The sequence below is a fragment of the Parabacteroides provencensis genome, assembly GCF_900232875.1.
GTDB classification, from domain to species: domain Bacteria; phylum Bacteroidota; class Bacteroidia; order Bacteroidales; family Tannerellaceae; genus Parabacteroides; species Parabacteroides chinchillae.
Map to the genome: position 1 here is coordinate 55,884 of NZ_LT960488.1, position 15,689 is coordinate 71,572.

11 protein-coding genes, 1 tRNA gene and 2 pseudogenes are annotated in these 15,689 nt (G+C 43.8%); 4 read left to right on the forward strand and 10 right to left on the reverse strand.

Annotated elements, in window-relative coordinates; translation table 11 throughout:
- The first annotated feature begins 132 nt into the window (after positions 1–132).
- Complete coding sequence (locus tag CTY47_RS00260) at positions 133–1,548, forward strand: KAP family P-loop NTPase fold protein (RefSeq protein ID WP_099462890.1); 1,416 nt, start codon at positions 133–135, stop codon at positions 1,546–1,548.
- Between the two features lie 75 nt (positions 1,549–1,623).
- On the opposite strand, the pseudogene CTY47_RS00265 reads toward CTY47_RS00260, so the two are convergent.
- The 5 genes and pseudogenes from CTY47_RS00265 to CTY47_RS00285 form a co-directional block, all read right to left on the reverse strand.
- Positions 1,624–1,701 (reverse strand): annotated as a pseudogene (locus tag CTY47_RS00265) (tyrosine-type recombinase/integrase); the annotation flags it as partial.
- A gap of 108 nt (positions 1,702–1,809) precedes the next feature.
- Positions 1,810–2,592, reverse strand: coding sequence for an IS21-like element helper ATPase IstB (gene istB / locus CTY47_RS00270; RefSeq protein WP_099462891.1), 783 nt, complete (start codon positions 2,590–2,592; stop codon positions 1,810–1,812).
- 91 nt (positions 2,593–2,683) lie between these two features.
- A pseudogene (gene istA, locus CTY47_RS00275) lies at positions 2,684–3,724 on the reverse strand (IS21 family transposase); the annotation flags it as partial.
- A gap of 86 nt (positions 3,725–3,810) precedes the next feature.
- Positions 3,811–4,029 (reverse strand): Arm DNA-binding domain-containing protein, encoded by a 219-nt coding sequence (locus CTY47_RS16870; RefSeq protein WP_099462892.1) that lies wholly within the window; start codon positions 4,027–4,029, stop codon positions 3,811–3,813.
- A 494-nt stretch (positions 4,030–4,523) separates the two neighbouring features.
- Positions 4,524–4,596 (reverse strand) — tRNA-Lys (locus CTY47_RS00285).
- A 167-nt stretch (positions 4,597–4,763) separates the two neighbouring features.
- Between CTY47_RS00285 and ettA the strand changes: the two genes are divergently transcribed.
- A complete protein-coding gene (ettA, locus tag CTY47_RS00290) occupies positions 4,764–6,452 on the forward strand; it encodes an energy-dependent translational throttle protein EttA (RefSeq protein ID WP_099462893.1) in 1,689 nt (562 codons plus the stop codon).
- Positions 6,453–6,471: 19 nt separating this feature from the next.
- Complete coding sequence (locus tag CTY47_RS00295; RefSeq protein ID WP_099462894.1) at positions 6,472–7,128, forward strand: 3-keto-disaccharide hydrolase; 657 nt, start codon at positions 6,472–6,474, stop codon at positions 7,126–7,128.
- Between the two features lie 44 nt (positions 7,129–7,172).
- On the opposite strand, the gene CTY47_RS17165 is transcribed toward CTY47_RS00295, so the two are convergent.
- The 3 genes from CTY47_RS17165 to dnaB all read right to left on the reverse strand — a co-directional run bounded on the left by CTY47_RS17165 (position 7,173) and on the right by dnaB (position 9,410).
- Positions 7,173–7,337 (reverse strand): EamA family transporter, encoded by a 165-nt coding sequence (locus CTY47_RS17165; RefSeq protein WP_233202053.1) that lies wholly within the window; start codon positions 7,335–7,337, stop codon positions 7,173–7,175.
- A 279-nt stretch (positions 7,338–7,616) separates the two neighbouring features.
- On the reverse strand, positions 7,617–7,877 hold the full coding sequence (locus tag CTY47_RS17170) for a hypothetical protein (protein WP_233202054.1): 261 nt from the start codon (positions 7,875–7,877) through the stop codon (positions 7,617–7,619).
- 15 nt (positions 7,878–7,892) lie between these two features.
- Positions 7,893–9,410, reverse strand: a complete 1,518-nt coding sequence (gene dnaB, locus CTY47_RS00305) for a replicative DNA helicase (protein ID WP_099462895.1) — start codon at positions 9,408–9,410, stop codon at positions 7,893–7,895.
- A gap of 207 nt (positions 9,411–9,617) precedes the next feature.
- Between dnaB and CTY47_RS00310 the strand changes: the two genes are divergently transcribed.
- Positions 9,618–10,544, forward strand: a complete 927-nt coding sequence (locus tag CTY47_RS00310; RefSeq protein ID WP_099462896.1) for a magnesium transporter CorA family protein — start codon at positions 9,618–9,620, stop codon at positions 10,542–10,544.
- A gap of 382 nt (positions 10,545–10,926) precedes the next feature.
- On the opposite strand, the gene CTY47_RS00315 is transcribed toward CTY47_RS00310, so the two are convergent.
- Positions 10,927–13,170 (reverse strand): GH92 family glycosyl hydrolase, encoded by a 2,244-nt coding sequence (locus CTY47_RS00315; protein WP_099462897.1) that lies wholly within the window; start codon positions 13,168–13,170, stop codon positions 10,927–10,929.
- 79 nt (positions 13,171–13,249) lie between these two features.
- The gene (locus CTY47_RS00320; protein ID WP_099462898.1) at positions 13,250–15,427 is read right to left on the reverse strand and encodes a glycoside hydrolase family 20 protein; all 2,178 of its coding nucleotides are present in this window, start codon (positions 15,425–15,427) and stop codon (positions 13,250–13,252) included.
- Positions 15,428–15,689 lie beyond the last annotated feature (262 nt).

The following is a 15,689-nucleotide window of genomic DNA, read 5'->3' on the forward strand; positions in this document are numbered from 1 at the left end:
ACCTTTGTCAATGCTTCATATTGAGTTCTGGAAAACTTATGCTACTTAAAATTAAATCATTAAAATGCGCTATATTTGCTGTGATATTTATAGATCTTGAATATTTATTTCTAACAATATAATAATACGTTTATGAAATGTAAACTGCAAAAACTAGATATACCAGATGAGAATCCTTTCTTAAACTGTAAGTTGGGCAGAGAAAAATATGCAGATATATTGAAAGCAATTGTTTTGACTTACAATGAGGGGTGTGTATTAGCTATAAATGGAAAGTGGGGAACCGGGAAGACTACGTTTGTTGAGATGTGGGCAAAATATTTGAAACTAGATGATTTTCATACATTATATTTTAATGCATGGGAAAATGATTTTATTTCAGATCCGATTGTTGGTTTGTTAGGTGAACTAAAAAAGGTAAGTTCACAAAAGAAGAAAGAAGATGCACTTTTATCAGTTATAAGCACAGCAGGAAAAATAGTTCTGAAAGCAGCCCCTGCAATAGCTAAAGGAATACTAAAAAAATATGCAGGTGAAGATGTTGTTGATATTTGCTCCGATAGTATAGAAGAAGGAGCTTCTTTATTAAAGGAAGAAATTGAAAGCTATGAGAAGCAGAAATTATGTTTAGAGCAATTCCATGCCGAATTATCGAATTTTGTGTTAGATATTTGCAACGACAAACCTTTGGTTTTCATTGTTGATGAACTAGATAGGTGTAATCCTTATTATGCTGTAAAGGTATTGGAAAGGATAAAACATCTTTTCAATATACCTAATATTGTATTTGTTATATCCATAGATAAACAACAATTAAGTAATTCTATACGAGGATATTATGGTAGTGATTTAATAGATGCAGATGAATACTTAAAGAGATTTATTGATATTGAATATACCTTACCAGATCCTGATGTAGATAAATTCAGTAGCTATTTATATGAATTTTATAATTTTGATGCATTCTTTGGAACAGAAGAAAGGGGGCAATATTTCAAACGAGATAATGAACAGGATAACTTTCTCAAAATCGCTCAAGCTCTTTTTAAACATAAGAATTTAACTTTAAGGCAAATAGAGAAAATTTTCACAAATACTCGGTTGTCATTAAAAATGTTTTCGCATAATGAATATATTTGTCCTGATGTACTTTTCTTGCTAACTTATTTTCATATATGCGAATCGGACTTATATGAGAAGATATGCCATAAGAATTATGATATTCAAGGTTTGGTAGATCGGCTAGAAAATAGTATTCCTCAATGCATATTTAAAGTAGATGAATCATATAATAAGTATCGCAATCGTTTTTTCTTATTTACTATTGCTCAGTTAATAGCATGTTATGCGGTTGAAGGATATGCTCACGTTTCATTGATAACAGACAAAGAACCAAATAAAAATCGTGAACTTTTATTTACTACAAAATTTATGGATAATAAGACTTTAGTTGAAGCTCTAGAATGGACAGAACATCAATATAGAGGAATTTTTACTTTATCACATATTACAAATAAGATAAGCCTATTAGAAAATTTTAAAAACTGAGGTTGTATTTATTTTGTATAATGGCAGTCCATCCTTTTGTTTTGAAGTGTGAAAGGACAGACTGCCAGATAATAATTATATAGCCAACTCTGATAAACAGCTATTCACTTTTTGCATATCCTTGAAAATATGCTGATCCAATACCCGTGTGGAAAATCCAGTGTAAGATGCCCCCTAAAACCAAAGTGATTCTATCCCCTGAAAATATTCAATAATGCCCCCTTCAAAAGTCTTGACCGGTGGGGTCATTATTATTTTAACTTATTTTCCTTTGTACACCGCCATCTTACGTACGCTTTCCCCAGTTAACTCAATCCGGTGGGCCGTATGTATGATACGATCCATGATGGCATCTGCTACGGTAGGGTCTCCGATTGCATCATACCAATTGTCTGTCGACAGTTGCGAGGTAATGATGATGGACTTGCGTCCATGCCGGTCCTCTATTATATCGAGCAGTATGGGACGTTCCTTGGCATCAAGACTCACAAGGAAGAGGTCATCCAAGATGAGTAGCGCGCTCCGTTCGATTCTCTTGAGTTCCGATTCCAGTGTGCCTTTTACCTTTGCCACCTTGAGCGTGCCCATAAGTTTCGGGGCATTTGCATAGTATGTACGTATGCTCTTCTTGCAGGCTTCATACCCCATGGCTGTGGCAAGGAAACTCTTTCCGGTTCCAGACGAACCTGTGATGAAGAGGTTCTGTCCCTGACGGATGAACTCCAGTGATGCAAGCCGTTCCATCTGGTTACGGTCAAGACCACGCGGGATTGCATAGTCTATCTGTTCGAGGCAGGCCTTGTAGCGGAACGCCGCCCCGCGTATAAGGCGTTGGATGGCCGCATTGGCGCGGTAATCCCATTCCCTGGCAAGTAACATATGTAGGAAAGAGTCGATTGTCATTGTTTCGGCCATGGTGGAGGTCAGGCTTTCAGTGAAGGCAGAGGCCATGCCGTGTAGTTTCATGCGGTTCATCAGTTCAACCGTCAACGTGTTGCGGTCTTTTTCGACTGTTATTGGGGTGGTAAGATTATTTGTTTCCATTGTTGTTCTTATTTAAATGTTTTGATTTTGCGAAGTAGGCTGTTCCGCGGATGTTTTTGTGGGTAGATGTTACTGGGACTTCATCATCAATGTAATGGTGAAGCCGGAAGGTGACGTAGCTGTTCCGCATTACCGTTGCGGAGCGTCGTTCTTTCATATGATGACGTATGGCGGGAAGCGGGCGGAGGCAGTCGGATTCAATCTGTCCAAACTGTTCCCGTCTGGACAGGGGACGTCCGCTCATCCTGCGTCCGTTGAAGGACGAGAGCGATTCGAAGATGGCCGCATTCAGAGATTCCAGCGAGTTGAACACAAGCCCTTCGATGTCTGCATACACCGAGCGGTAAAGCAGTTTCACGGCATTTTCCACCAAGGCCTTGTCCTTTGGATGACGTACCCGTGCAGGGTATACGGTACATCCATAATGCTCGGCAAATGCCGCAAACTCCTCGTTGATTATCGGCTCGTTACGGTCGCTGCGGGTTACTGCCGCTTTGAGGTTGTCAGGTACTATTGCCATCGGAGCCCCGCCGTAAAAATGAAGTGCGTTTTCACACGCCTTGATCAGGTCCTGCCTTGACTGGGACCAGACCGCCTCACAATAGGTATAGTGGCTGCATGGGAGTATGGCCACGAACACTTCAACGCTGCGACATTCACCGCTTTCACTGTCAACGACTTCAAGTTTGTCACCGGCGAAGTCGATATACATCTGGTCTCCGGCATAATGCTCGACATGGCCTACGACATGTGTCACCATGCGGTAACGCATGAGATAGCTGCCGAAACTGGCATGTCTGTATCCGTCAGGGTGGGTCTCGCGATACTCTTTGTACAGGGTTTTCACTGTTACGCCCCGGCGGCTAAGCCGGGCGGCATACTCAGGAAGGAGCGCCTCAAGCTCAAGCTAGTGTTGTGACGGAACCCTGTTGCGGCCAATACCTTCGGAGAACATCTCCTGGATGCGCGCGGAAGGCATGGCTGCCTGTTCCTTTATCGGTATGCCACACTCTTGAAACAGGCGCACATATCTGCGCACCGTGTTGCGGGACAGCTCAAAGCTCCTGCTTATCTGCTTTATCCCCATCCCCAATGCGTAACATTGGAGAATGTTTGCTATCTTTGTTGTCATAATAGAAATGATTTTATCCCACCGGTCAAGACAGGAATCAAATCTACGAAAAATCCCCTGCCGGACATTGTCTGACAGGGGCATTTTTATATTGGAATCAAGGGGGCAGGATTATTTTGGCACAAGGGGATAGAATCGCTTGGTTTTAGGGGGCATCTTACACTAGATTTTCCAAGAATATCAAACTTGGTGGAGAAGTGGGACATTTTGCCGTTGATTGTGATTCTTGCTATAATCGGCACTCGGCCATCAGCTTTGGGTTTTCCCTTTTGAATAATAAAGAGAACGGTGAATGTACTTTTCATCTGTTTCTATTTTTTTAGTGTTAAACAATTACTACGGCAAAGGTAGTTTGAGTTTAATTACCATAGAAACAAATAGATACACAAGAAACGACACTAAAAATCAATTAAGCGACACCAATACCGACACTAATCATTCGATGGAATAGGTTACACGATTTTCTGAACCTTGGTTACGATCTGGTTACTTTTTACGGTCGTAAGTCCCACGACTTTAAGGCCGTAACTAAATACGGCACTAAGAGCGACACTAAAAACGGATTTAGAGGTATTTGATTATCAAATAGTTAGCAATCAGCCGTTAAGATACGAAAAAGGCGACAAATCAATGATTTATCGCCTTTGTGATCCCGCTGGGTATGCTTGATTACTTGTTATTCATTTGATTATCAAAGAAATAAAGCAAATAATGATCTTGAGGTTACACGCAGGTCACAGCTTAATGTCGTACCAAAGAAAAAGGCTCGGAGATAAATCTCTAAGCCTCTTTCTTTGAGTGATCCGCCTGGGGTTCGAACCCAGGACCCCATCCTTAAAAGGGATGTGCTCTACCTGCTGAGCTAGCGAATCATCCTATGCATTACTTCTGTAATGCGGGTGCAAAGATAAAGCGTAGAGTTTAATTATACAAATTTTGAGAGTTTTTTTTTAGAATACAGGAAAAGTTTTAGAGTATACCAAAATAATCATGTACTTTTGTCTACAAACAAACTATTTATAATTATATATCTAACAATATGGCAGACGATAAGAAAATTATTTTCTCTATGGTGGGCGTAAGCAAGATGTTCCCGCCTCAGAAACAGGTACTAAAAGATATATATCTTTCTTTCTTTTATGGAGCTAAGATTGGTATTATCGGTTTAAATGGTTCCGGTAAATCTACCTTATTGAAAATTATCGCCGGCATTGAAAAAGAGTACCAGGGAGATGTGATTTTCTCACCTGGTTATTCAATTGGCTATCTGGAACAAGACCCGAAATTGCAATCGGGAAAGACTGTGAAGGAAATCGTACAGGAAGGTGTACAGGATATTGTTAACACACTGAAAGAGTACGAAGAGGTGAACGAAAAATTTGGTGACCCCGAAGTATTGGAAAATCCTGACAAGATGGATGCTTTGATTACTCGTCAGGCTGAATTACAGGATAAGATAGATGCAACGGATGCCTGGAACCTGGACAGCCGTCTAGAACGTGCCATGGACGCTCTTCGCTGTCCGCCCGAAGACCAGGTAGTTGACACGTTATCAGGAGGCGAACGCCGTCGAGTTGCCTTATGCCGCTTATTGCTTCAACAACCCGACGTATTGTTACTGGACGAACCAACCAATCATTTGGATGCCGAATCCATAGACTGGCTGGAACAGCATCTACAGCAATATCCAGGCACAGTTATCTGCATCACACACGACCGATACTTCCTGGATCATGTGGCCGGATGGATTCTTGAACTAGACCGTGGAGAAGGTATTCCGTGGAAAGGCAACTATTCGTCATGGCTGGATCAAAAAACAAAACGTATGGCTCAAGAAGAAAAACAGGTGAGCAAACGTCGTAAAACGTTGGAACGTGAGCTGGAATGGATCAATATGGCTCCGAAAGCACGTCAGGCCAAAGGCAAAGCCCGTTTGAACTCGTATGAGGCTCTTTTGAATGAAGACCAGAAAGAACGCGAAGCCAAACTGGAAATCTTTATTCCGAACGGACCGCGTCTCGGTAATAAAGTAATAGAAGCGCAACACGTAGCAAAAGCCTTTGGCGACAAATTGTTATTCGACGATCTGAACTTTATGCTCCCTCCCAATGGAATTGTTGGCGTTATTGGCCCTAATGGTGCTGGAAAAACGACATTATTCAAGATGATTATGGGAATGGAAAGCATTGACAAAGGCTCTTTTGAAGTGGGCGAAACGGTTCAGATTGGCTATGCAGACCAGACCCACAAAGATATTGACCCGAAGAAAACCGTTTACCAAGTTGTTTCCGGAGGACAAGAGTTTATACGCGTCGGAGGCAAAGAAGTCAACTCGCGCGCTTATCTTTCCAAATTCAATTTTGCAGGAGCCGACCAGGAAAAGCTTTGTGACGTATTATCCGGCGGCGAGAGAAACCGGTTACATTTGGCTCTTACCCTAAAAGCGGAAGCAAACGTATTGTTGCTGGACGAACCTACCAACGATATAGACGTAAATACGCTCCGTGCACTGGAAGAAGGATTGGAAAACTTTGCCGGTTGTGCCGTTGTTGTTTCACACGACCGCTGGTTCCTTGATCGCATCTGTACGCATATCCTTTCGTTTGAAGGGGATTCAAATGTTGTATTTTACGAAGGTACGTATTCCGATTATGAAGAATATAAGCGTAAACAACTGAGAGACGTAGAACCAAAACGTGTACGCTACCGTAAACTCATTGCAGACTAATTATATAATATTTAATACCATGAAGAAAAGACTAATCTCTCTGGCAGCCATAGCTGTTGCCCTTTTGTGCATTGGAAGTGAAGTTGTTGCACAGAAAACTATCAAGTTGTTTAACGGCAAAGACCTTTCTAACTGGAATTTTGTAGTAGACAAAAACTCAGTTCCCGCCGATCAGGTATATTCCGTAAAAGACGGCATAATAAACATCACCGGCCAGCCTTTCGGCTATATGTACACGAAAGAAAAGTACGGCGACTACAAATTGCATTTGGAATACCGCTGGCCAAACGGTAAAGAAAAAGCAAATAGTGGCATTTTTCTACTGATCACCGATCCGACAAATCCCTTCCCGAATGGTATCGAATGCAACCTGATGCTTGACAATGCAGGCGACTTTGTTGCCCTTAACGGTGCCGATTTGGCCGAATATCAGGGCAAGCCCGGCGAGCCCCGTCCGATGTTTCCCGTTGTAAAGAAATTGGGGGAAGACACAGAAAAGCCTGCAGGAGAATGGAACGAAGTAAACATCTTCGTGAAGAATGGTGTAATTACCGTTTATGTTAACGGCGCACTTAAGAATATAGGAACAAGCAACCAAAAGAGCGGTTATATCGGTCTGCAAAGCGAAGGCAAGGAAGTACAGTTCCGCAACGTAACGCTTACTCCGTGGGAATGATCTGAATAAACCATGCAACTCATCTAAACAGTGTGATGCGGCGATCAGACAAAGAACAACGATACGCCGCACACACTGATTATCGCTCCAATAATTTCCTTCAAAGTAACCTTCTGCTTAAAGAAAAACCAAGCGGGTGCCAGAATGATTATCGGCGTAAGCGCCATCAATGTGGAGGCAATGCCAGCCCCCGTATATTGCACAGCCATTAACGAGAAAGAGACACCCAGAAACGGGCCGAATATGGTTCCCCCCGGTTGCCGCCGTCATTGCTTTGCAGTCGCCAAAGGAACGGACAAAGGCTTTGCCTTGCCGCATAGACAGCATTACGATCAAAAAGCCGCTCACTCCCACTATGGCACGTATCAACGTAGAGGCAAATGGAATCATTTGTACAACGACTGTATTGGCAGGATCGGCACTTTCCATATAACAGGACATTCCTAATTTACTGAACACCAAGCCTACGCCCTGCCCTACTCCGGCACCTATGCCAAATAAGATGCCTTTGGCAGGAAGTGTAAAATGCCATTTTTCGGGCCCGCCACCACCCCGGCCCACAATGGAAAGACCGATACCAAACAGGGTAACCACCATTCCGGCAAGCGGATTATATTAAGTGGCAACGCCCCTATCCGCTTGCCGGCATACTCAAAACATAATGCGGTTATTGTCCACGAAGCCGCCACACCTAAAGATATAATTTCTCCCGTATAAACCTGCAAGGAGGAAAGACTGCCTATCGCCATAATGTATTTTATCCGCTAAAACGGTACCTCGTTGCTGCTTCCCTGATTCAGGAAATCGGCACCTGCCGGAGGTATAGGAGGCAAAGGTTCCGGCGCACTGTTCATATTAGAAGAGAACTCGCGGATCGGGATGTCTTCTTCTATGTTCATAAACTTGGCAAACTCGTTTTTGAACCGGAGTCTCACATCTCCTGTTGCACCGTTACGGTGTTTGGCAATGATGATTTCGGCAAGGCCTATCAATGAGTTTCCACGTTCATCTTCTATAATCTTATAATATTCGGGACGATGAATAAAGCAAACCATATCGGCATCCTGCTCAATTGCACCTGATTCACGCAAATCGGCCAACTGGGGGCGCTTCCCTTCTACTCCTTGGCGGCTTTCAACACCACGGTTCAACTGTGACAGGGCAATAATAGGAATATTCAACTCCTTAGCCAGGCCTTTCAGAGATCGCGAAATGGTACTTACTTCCTGTTCACGGCTACCGAAGTTCATACCGCTGGCATTCATCAACTGCAGGTAGTCAATAATAATACATTTGATGCCATGTTCGCGCACCAGACGGCGCGCTTTGGTACGCAATTCAAAGACTGACAAACTGGGCGTATCATCCACATAAATAGGCGCATCATAAAGTTCCTTGATTTTAAAGTCCAGCTGCTCCCATTCGTAGCTCTCCAGGCGTCCGCTCTTAATCTTTTCGCCCGGAATCTCACATACGTTCACAATCAAACGGTTCACCAACTGCACATTGCTCATTTCAAGCGAAAACAAAGCTACCGGAGTATTGAAGTTAACCGCCATATTCTTAGCCATAGAAAGCACAAACGCAGTCTTACCCATCGCAGGACGGGCGGCTATAATGATAAGGTCGGAATTCTGCCAACCCGAAGTAATCTTGTCAAGCCCTTCGAAACCGGTTCGCAGACCGCTCAAGCCTTCCTTCTGGTTGGCTGCTTTCTGCAACATCTCCATTGCATCCTTGATTACGGGATTGATCTGGGTAACGTCTTTCTTTACATTACGTTGGGATATTTCGAACAGTTTGCCTTCGGCTTCCTGCATCAGATCGTCTACGTCAATGGTTTCGTCAAATGCTTTGCCCTGAACCATAGCTGTGAAAGAAATCAGTTCGCGTGCCAGATATTTCTGGGCAATAATGCGGGCATGGTATTCTATATGGGCGCTACTGGCCACTTTACTGGTTAGCTGGGAAATATAAAAAGGTCCTCCCACTTCTTCCAGCTCGCCTCTGCGTTTCAACTGCTCGGTCACAGTCAGCATATCTACCGGACGTTGGCTGATAGCCAGGTCTACAATAGCAGAATAAATCTTCTCATGCGACTTTTCGTAAAAACACTCTGGCTTCAATATTTCACTTACTATTGAATATGCGTCTTTCTCGAGCATCAATGCCCCCAGCACAGCTTCTTCCAGTTCGCGAGCCTGTGGTTGCAAACGTCCCATATCGGGCACTACCACTGTCTTCTGTCTTCCTCTTCCTGTATTCTTGGTTCCTTCTGCCATTGTTCATTACTTAATTGGGGAATCAAAGGTAACATTTTTTGCCAAAGTATACAGAAAAAAAGACTATCTTTGCGACCGTAAAAAGTAATTATCAATTATGGACGACAGTATTCCGCGAGAACAGACAGACAAGTACAAATTAATGTAGCGCGGAGGATATACCACCTCATTATCCTCTGCACTCAACAATGATGAAAGGAGGCAATAATGAGAAGTTTTCTTTATTGTGAAGCCGGCTTTGTAGAAAAAAAGCAATGGCTTCCTAACTGCTGGGTTAATGTAGAATGCCCCACTACGGACGATATCCGATATCTTATTAACGAATTCCAGGTTCCCGAATCTTTTCTTAGCGACATTGCCGACACCGACGAGCGTGCCCGCATTGAATATGAGGGAAAATGGTTGCTTACGATCCTGCGTATTCCGGTACAAAGCAAAGAGCAAGGGATTCTTTTTACTACCGTACCTATCGGAATCATCACAAATAATGAAATTATAGTAACGGTTTGCTATTATAAAACAGAACTGATCTCTGACTTTATCCGGTACACACGCCGCAAGGAAGTGGTAGTACGGCATAAATATGATTTGATATTACGTCTTATTCATTCGTCTGCCGTTTGGTATCTGAAATACCTGAAACAAATAAATTATGCCGTTTCGCAGGCAGAGAAGGCATTAGAGAAAAGCATCCGCAATGAAGATTTGCTTACGCTGATGAAGTTGGAAAAGAGTATGGTTTTCTTTAATACCTCTATCCGCGGCAACGAAGTGATGCTTACCAAACTGCAAAGTATTTTCCAGGACCCGATTTATATGGACAAAGAATTAGTAGAGGATGTAGAAACCGAGTTGAAGCAGGCTCACCTGACAGTAAACATATACAGCGACATTCTTACCGGTACGATGGATGCCTTTGCCTCTATTATATCCAATAATGTGAATACAATTATGAAACGCATGACGTCTTTATCCATTATCCTGATGGTGCCTACGTTAATTGCCAGCTTTTATGGTATGAATGTTCCAATTTATATGGAAGACATGCCACACGGGTTTATTCTCATTGTTTTATGCTCCATTTTTCTATCTGCTACAGCATTCTTCATATTCAGAAAGATCAAGTGGTTCTAATAAGCCCAGACTTTCCCAAGCCCGGATATACCGCCGCCTGTACATCCTCTTTGTCTTAGCCTCATTCGGCTTCCCGCCCTTCCCTGGTTGAACCATCCCCCTAGGTAGGGAGAAACAATCTCCCTAGATAAGGGGAAACAATCTCCCTAGCTAGGGGGAAATAATCTCCCTAAGTAGGGAGATGCTTCAATCAGGGGAGTGTCAATGATTTCTGCAGCCGGCAGTGGGCAGCCGACGCTTTTGGTTGAAAGAGATGCCCCTCCCCCCCCGGATTTGTATTACCGGATGTAGAACACGCAGAAGAACGCAGACCCTATTGATTATTAATAAAATCAATAGGGTCTGCGTTCCTTAATTCCGGCTTTTGACAGCCTCTTCTTAATTACTTATGTGTATCTTCCAGAATATATTTAAGTACGCCTGCATTTACAAGTTCTTCCTGTGAAATGGTATAACCTCTCAGTTTCTTATCACCGGCATATACGTCCTTGATATAAATATCTTCCGGCTTATTGTGTACAGACTCTATTACCAACCGGCCTTTGGGATAGAACTTCTTATCCAGTTGGATCGTTATCTTGTCAAACGTTGGCGAAGTTACTACATAGTTCACATCTCCGGGGCAGGCCGGATAGAATCCCATCATGGAGAAAATAGCCCAGGCAGACATCGTTCCCGTATCCTCGTTGCCCGGCACACCATTCGGCGCATTATGATAGGAGTCTTTCAACAATTGACGGACAATCTTCTGCGTACGCCAGGCCTCGCCTTTAAAGTAGCTGAACAGATAAGGATATGCAATATCGGGTTCATTGGCCGGATCATAATACCCTTTATCGAACACCATCTGAAGTTTGTCTACAAACTTCTTATCACCGCCCATCAACTTTGCCAACCCTTTAATATCGTGCGGCACATAGAAGGTGTAGTTCCATGAATTGCCTTCATGGAAGCCCGGACTTGGTTCAAAGTTCTCGCCTTGCTTCGGATCGAAAGGGGAATAGAACGTCCCGTCCGGCAAAATAGGGCGAAGCGTGCCGAACTCTTTACTATAATAGTGTTTATAGCTCAAAGAGCGGTCGCGGAATAGCTTGGCATCTTCTTTCTTGCCCAAAGCTCCGGCAAAGTTGGCCAGGTTCCAATCGGCAATATAATATTCTAAAGCATGGGAGACTGAGTTGTCGTATTGTTCGCGCAGTGGCACATAGCCTTTGCTGAAATAATCGTTTGCATCCGGACGGAGCAGGTTAAATTCGCCCGGAGTAGTTGCTCCTTTGCGCATAGCTTCGTAAGCTGTTTCCACGTCGAAATCGCGTAAACCGCGCATCCATGCATCTACGATATAAGGTATGGAAGGATCACCTTCCATGGTGAGTGTCTCCCGTCCGTAAAGCTCCCATTTGGGCAACCAGCCGCTTTCCTTGTACATATCGATCATGGTACGGATTATATCGAGCTGACGTTCGGGGTAAAGTAGTGTCATCAACGTGCTGACATTGCGATAGGTGTCCCATAAAGAGTAAACTGTATAACGGTTGCCTGTTGTATGGCCAACTTTCAGGCTTTCCATCATCGGATATTCTCCGTTCACATCCTGAATAATGTTCGGATGGATCAGCAGATGATACATGCCGGTATAAAAGATTGCTTTCTCGTCATTTGTGCCTCCTTCTACCTTCACCCGCGAAAGATCGTTGTTCCACATCGCGCTGGCTGCTGCACGTACTTTATCGAATTCGAAGTTGGGTTGCTCCGTATTCATATTCAGACGGGCATTCTCGATGCTGACGAAAGAAACGCCGACTTTCACCTCTATAACTTCGTTTTCGTCTGTATCATAAGTAAACCAGACGCCAACATCATCGCCACTCATTTCGCGGGTATACTTGGTATACAGTTTATATTTGCCGGAATAGGCATCCCATTCGGCCTCTACGCCTTTCATCTCGCGTTGTTTCTTCCAATACCCCATTTGCTTGGGAGCTTTGCTCACCTTCATTACAAAATAGATAGGAAACACGGCTTGCGGATTATAGCAGAAAGTTCCCAGTAATTTGCTTCCTTCTATCTCTGTATCGTTCACGATGCGAACGGTTGCTCCCGATTCGTTTGTCAGGCCTTCACCCAGATTCATCAGGATATTGCCCTGCCCTTTCGGAAAAGTAAAGCGGCTAAGTCCGGTACGCATGCTTGCTGTGGCCTCGGTCTTGATTCCATATTTAGTCAGCGTATTGCTATAGTAGCCGGGATGAGCCGTTTCATCTTTATACTGGCTGCCGTATTCTTTATAATCTACATTAAGTTCGCCGCTTGTAGGCATCAAAAGCAAACTGCCCAAATCCGGGCACCCTACACCACTAAGGTTTACATGAGAATAACCGGTAAAGAAGTTGTTGTCCGACGTATACGGCGTACTCCACCATTGGGCATCTTTGTCGAACTTATTCGTTGCGGAACCCATTACATTAAAAGGAACAACGCTCATCATTCCTTGCGGGCATATAGCGCCGGGATTAGTTGTCCCGTAATTGCTCGTCCCTATGAAAGGATTCACATAATCTACCGGTTGTTGTGCCGATGCCATAAGGCCGCCACACAAGAGAAAGGTCATTAATTGCTTCTTCATTTATCTATTAATTTTAGTATTATTACCGAGTTATAAGTAAAAAGACTTCCCATGCGTAAGTAGAAAGTCTTCCTCCGATCTACCAGATTACTATCTCGTCTGCAAAGATGAAACCGTTGTTTACTTCTGTTGCTTTCAGGCGGATATACCGGGCTTTCCAATCGCCGGAGAACGTATATTCCTGGAAAGAAAGATCTTTATCCGTATTGGATATCGTTGTAGGAACAACTCCCCGGGATATGAAGTTTTCGCCATCTTCGGAAGTTAACAGTTCCACTTCACCCGGTTGAAAGACGCCAGGACCTATCAATTGCATAAAACGGATAGAGACTTTATGTATATCTGTTGCTTCTTCCATATCCACCACGCAGTCGAGGTCATTCAGATACCCTTGCCAACGTCCGTCCAAATAGGTAAGACCGCCACGATAGCCATCCAGCAGGGCATTCATTCCGCCGGCCATATATCCGCTATAGAGTTTACTGTTATAATGTATAGGTTTGTTGATGCCCCGGTGATAGTCTACTTTCTTTTCAGTAGGCGTCCCCTGCAACTTGCCGTCACGGAAAATGGCAGCTTTGATATAAGCGGAGTCTTTCACAACAATAGCTCCTTTATATAATGTTGAAGAAGCTGTAGGTACAGATCCGTCGGTTGTATAGCGGATCTCGGCCGGATATTTCTCGGCATCAAGCACAACTTCTATCTGCTTCTTTACTGCGTCTACTTTCATCACAGCTTCTATTTCATCCGACAAAGTGAAAGTATTTATACCCATCTTTTGCAATACCGGAATATTGGCATTCATACGTGGCTTAAAGTCTTCCCAGCTACGCAAGTCTTGCGGTGTCCAGGCAATTTCGGCCAGCGCAAGAGCACGGGGAAACATCATATATTCTAAATGATCGGTTGTCTGGATATACTCAGTCCACGTATTAGCTTGCACGCCTATAATATGTTTGCTCTCTTCCGCAGTCAATGAATCGACGGGAACAGGGTTATAGCTATATACATGCTTAACCGGCGTATAACCGCCAATTGCATACGGCTGTGTTTTAGGATCGGCCTGATAAAAATCGAAATACATATAACCTCCGGGAGTCATAATCACATCGTGTCCCATGCGGGCAGCTTTAATACCTCCGTTTTCGCCGCGCCACGACATCACGGTTGCTTCCGGCGCCAGACCGCCTTCAAGTATCTCGTCCCAGCCTATCAGTTTTCGGCCTTTAGAAATCAAGAACTCTTCGGCGCGGTGTATCATATAACTTTGCAGTTCGTCTACGCTTTTCATGCCTTTTTTGGCCATCAAAGCTTGACATTTAGGACACTTCTTCCAGGCGCCTTTCCCGGCTTCATCACCTCCGATATGGATGTATTTGGATGAGAAAAGGTCTGTTACTTCCGTCAGTATATCCTCCATAAAAGCAAAACTCTTTGGGTTGCCAATACAGAAATCGCCGTTCTGATAGGGCTTGCCCGAGCAGGACAATTCCGGATAGGCAAACAACACTTCATCCGAATGGCCTGGGAATTCGATTTCGGGGATAATGTTAATGTGGCGTTCGGTAGCATAGGCCACCATTTGCTTGATATCCTCTTTGGTATAATATCCTCCATAAGCACCGGGAGTGCCCTCAGGAAGGTATTGGCGGTCTTTGCCGTCCCACCATTTCTGCCAGTCGGATTCTGTACGGAAAGCACCTTCGGCAGTCAGTTTAGGGTATTTATCGCTTTGAAAACGCCAGCCTCCGGCATCGGTAAGATGGAAATGAAGAGTATTCAGTTTATAATAAGCCATAGCATCAAGTAGCTTAAATACCTCCTCTTTGGGGAAGAAATGGCGAGACACGTCTAGATGCAACCCACGGTAAGGAAAACGAGGAGTGTCATAAATATCGACATAAGGAATACCTTCGGGGGTGACTAACTGACGAAGCGTCTGTTTGGCATAAAACAAGCCGGCGCCGGTAGCCGCTTCCGCTTCAATTCCTTTCGAAGTGACTTTGAGCCGGTAGGCTTCGAGATTTCCACCATCAAAATTTTCATGGAGGATATACCGGATAGTACCGGATTGCCCCTCTCCCATCAGCAGGTTGGTATCGGCTTGGAAGTAGCCGGTGCCAACTACCATTTCGGCAGGTTTGGGAATAAGGTTTACCCGCATGGTTTGTTTGGGTGTACAAGCTCCCATGAGGAACGCCGAAGCGACCATACAGAGAGCAACATGTTTAAATGACTGTTTTGGCAGTTGCATAGAATCGGTTATTATTTAAGTGTTTCTTTCTTGGCGGGTAAATATACGAAGATTAGTTTTCTTCCCCAAGATACATATACTAAAAAGTCGCTAAAGGAGGCCACCTTTATACTTCCGAAAATACAAGAAACGGATGTTTTGCAGGTATTATACAAATGCATACTTTTACAAAAATAGAAGGATAATGCAAAATAAAGAACTTTGCAAACAAGAAAAGCTCAAATCGTTTCCTATTTTATTGTCCAATTCTGTTATGGATACC

Excerpts from the sequence above, each read along its gene's own strand:
- CTY47_RS00260 (WP_099462890.1), top strand. The coding sequence starts at position 133 with ATGAAATGTAAACTGCAAAAACTAGATATACCAGATGAGAATCCTTTC.
- istB (WP_099462891.1), bottom strand. The coding sequence starts at position 2,592 with ATGGAAACAAATAATCTTACCACCCCAATAACAGTCGAAAAAGACCGC.
- CTY47_RS16870 (WP_099462892.1), bottom strand. The coding sequence starts at position 4,029 with ATGAAAAGTACATTCACCGTTCTCTTTATTATTCAAAAGGGAAAACCC.
- ettA (WP_099462893.1), top strand. The coding sequence starts at position 4,764 with ATGGCAGACGATAAGAAAATTATTTTCTCTATGGTGGGCGTAAGCAAG.
- CTY47_RS00295 (WP_099462894.1), top strand. The coding sequence starts at position 6,472 with ATGAAGAAAAGACTAATCTCTCTGGCAGCCATAGCTGTTGCCCTTTTG.
- CTY47_RS17165 (WP_233202053.1), bottom strand. The coding sequence starts at position 7,337 with ATGGCTGTGCAATATACGGGGGCTGGCATTGCCTCCACATTGATGGCG.
- CTY47_RS17170 (WP_233202054.1), bottom strand. The coding sequence starts at position 7,877 with ATGGCGATAGGCAGTCTTTCCTCCTTGCAGGTTTATACGGGAGAAATT.
- dnaB (WP_099462895.1), bottom strand. The coding sequence starts at position 9,410 with ATGGCAGAAGGAACCAAGAATACAGGAAGAGGAAGACAGAAGACAGTG.
- CTY47_RS00310 (WP_099462896.1), top strand. The coding sequence starts at position 9,618 with ATGAGAAGTTTTCTTTATTGTGAAGCCGGCTTTGTAGAAAAAAAGCAA.
- CTY47_RS00315 (WP_099462897.1), bottom strand. The coding sequence starts at position 13,170 with ATGAAGAAGCAATTAATGACCTTTCTCTTGTGTGGCGGCCTTATGGCA.
- CTY47_RS00320 (WP_099462898.1), bottom strand. The coding sequence starts at position 15,427 with ATGCAACTGCCAAAACAGTCATTTAAACATGTTGCTCTCTGTATGGTC.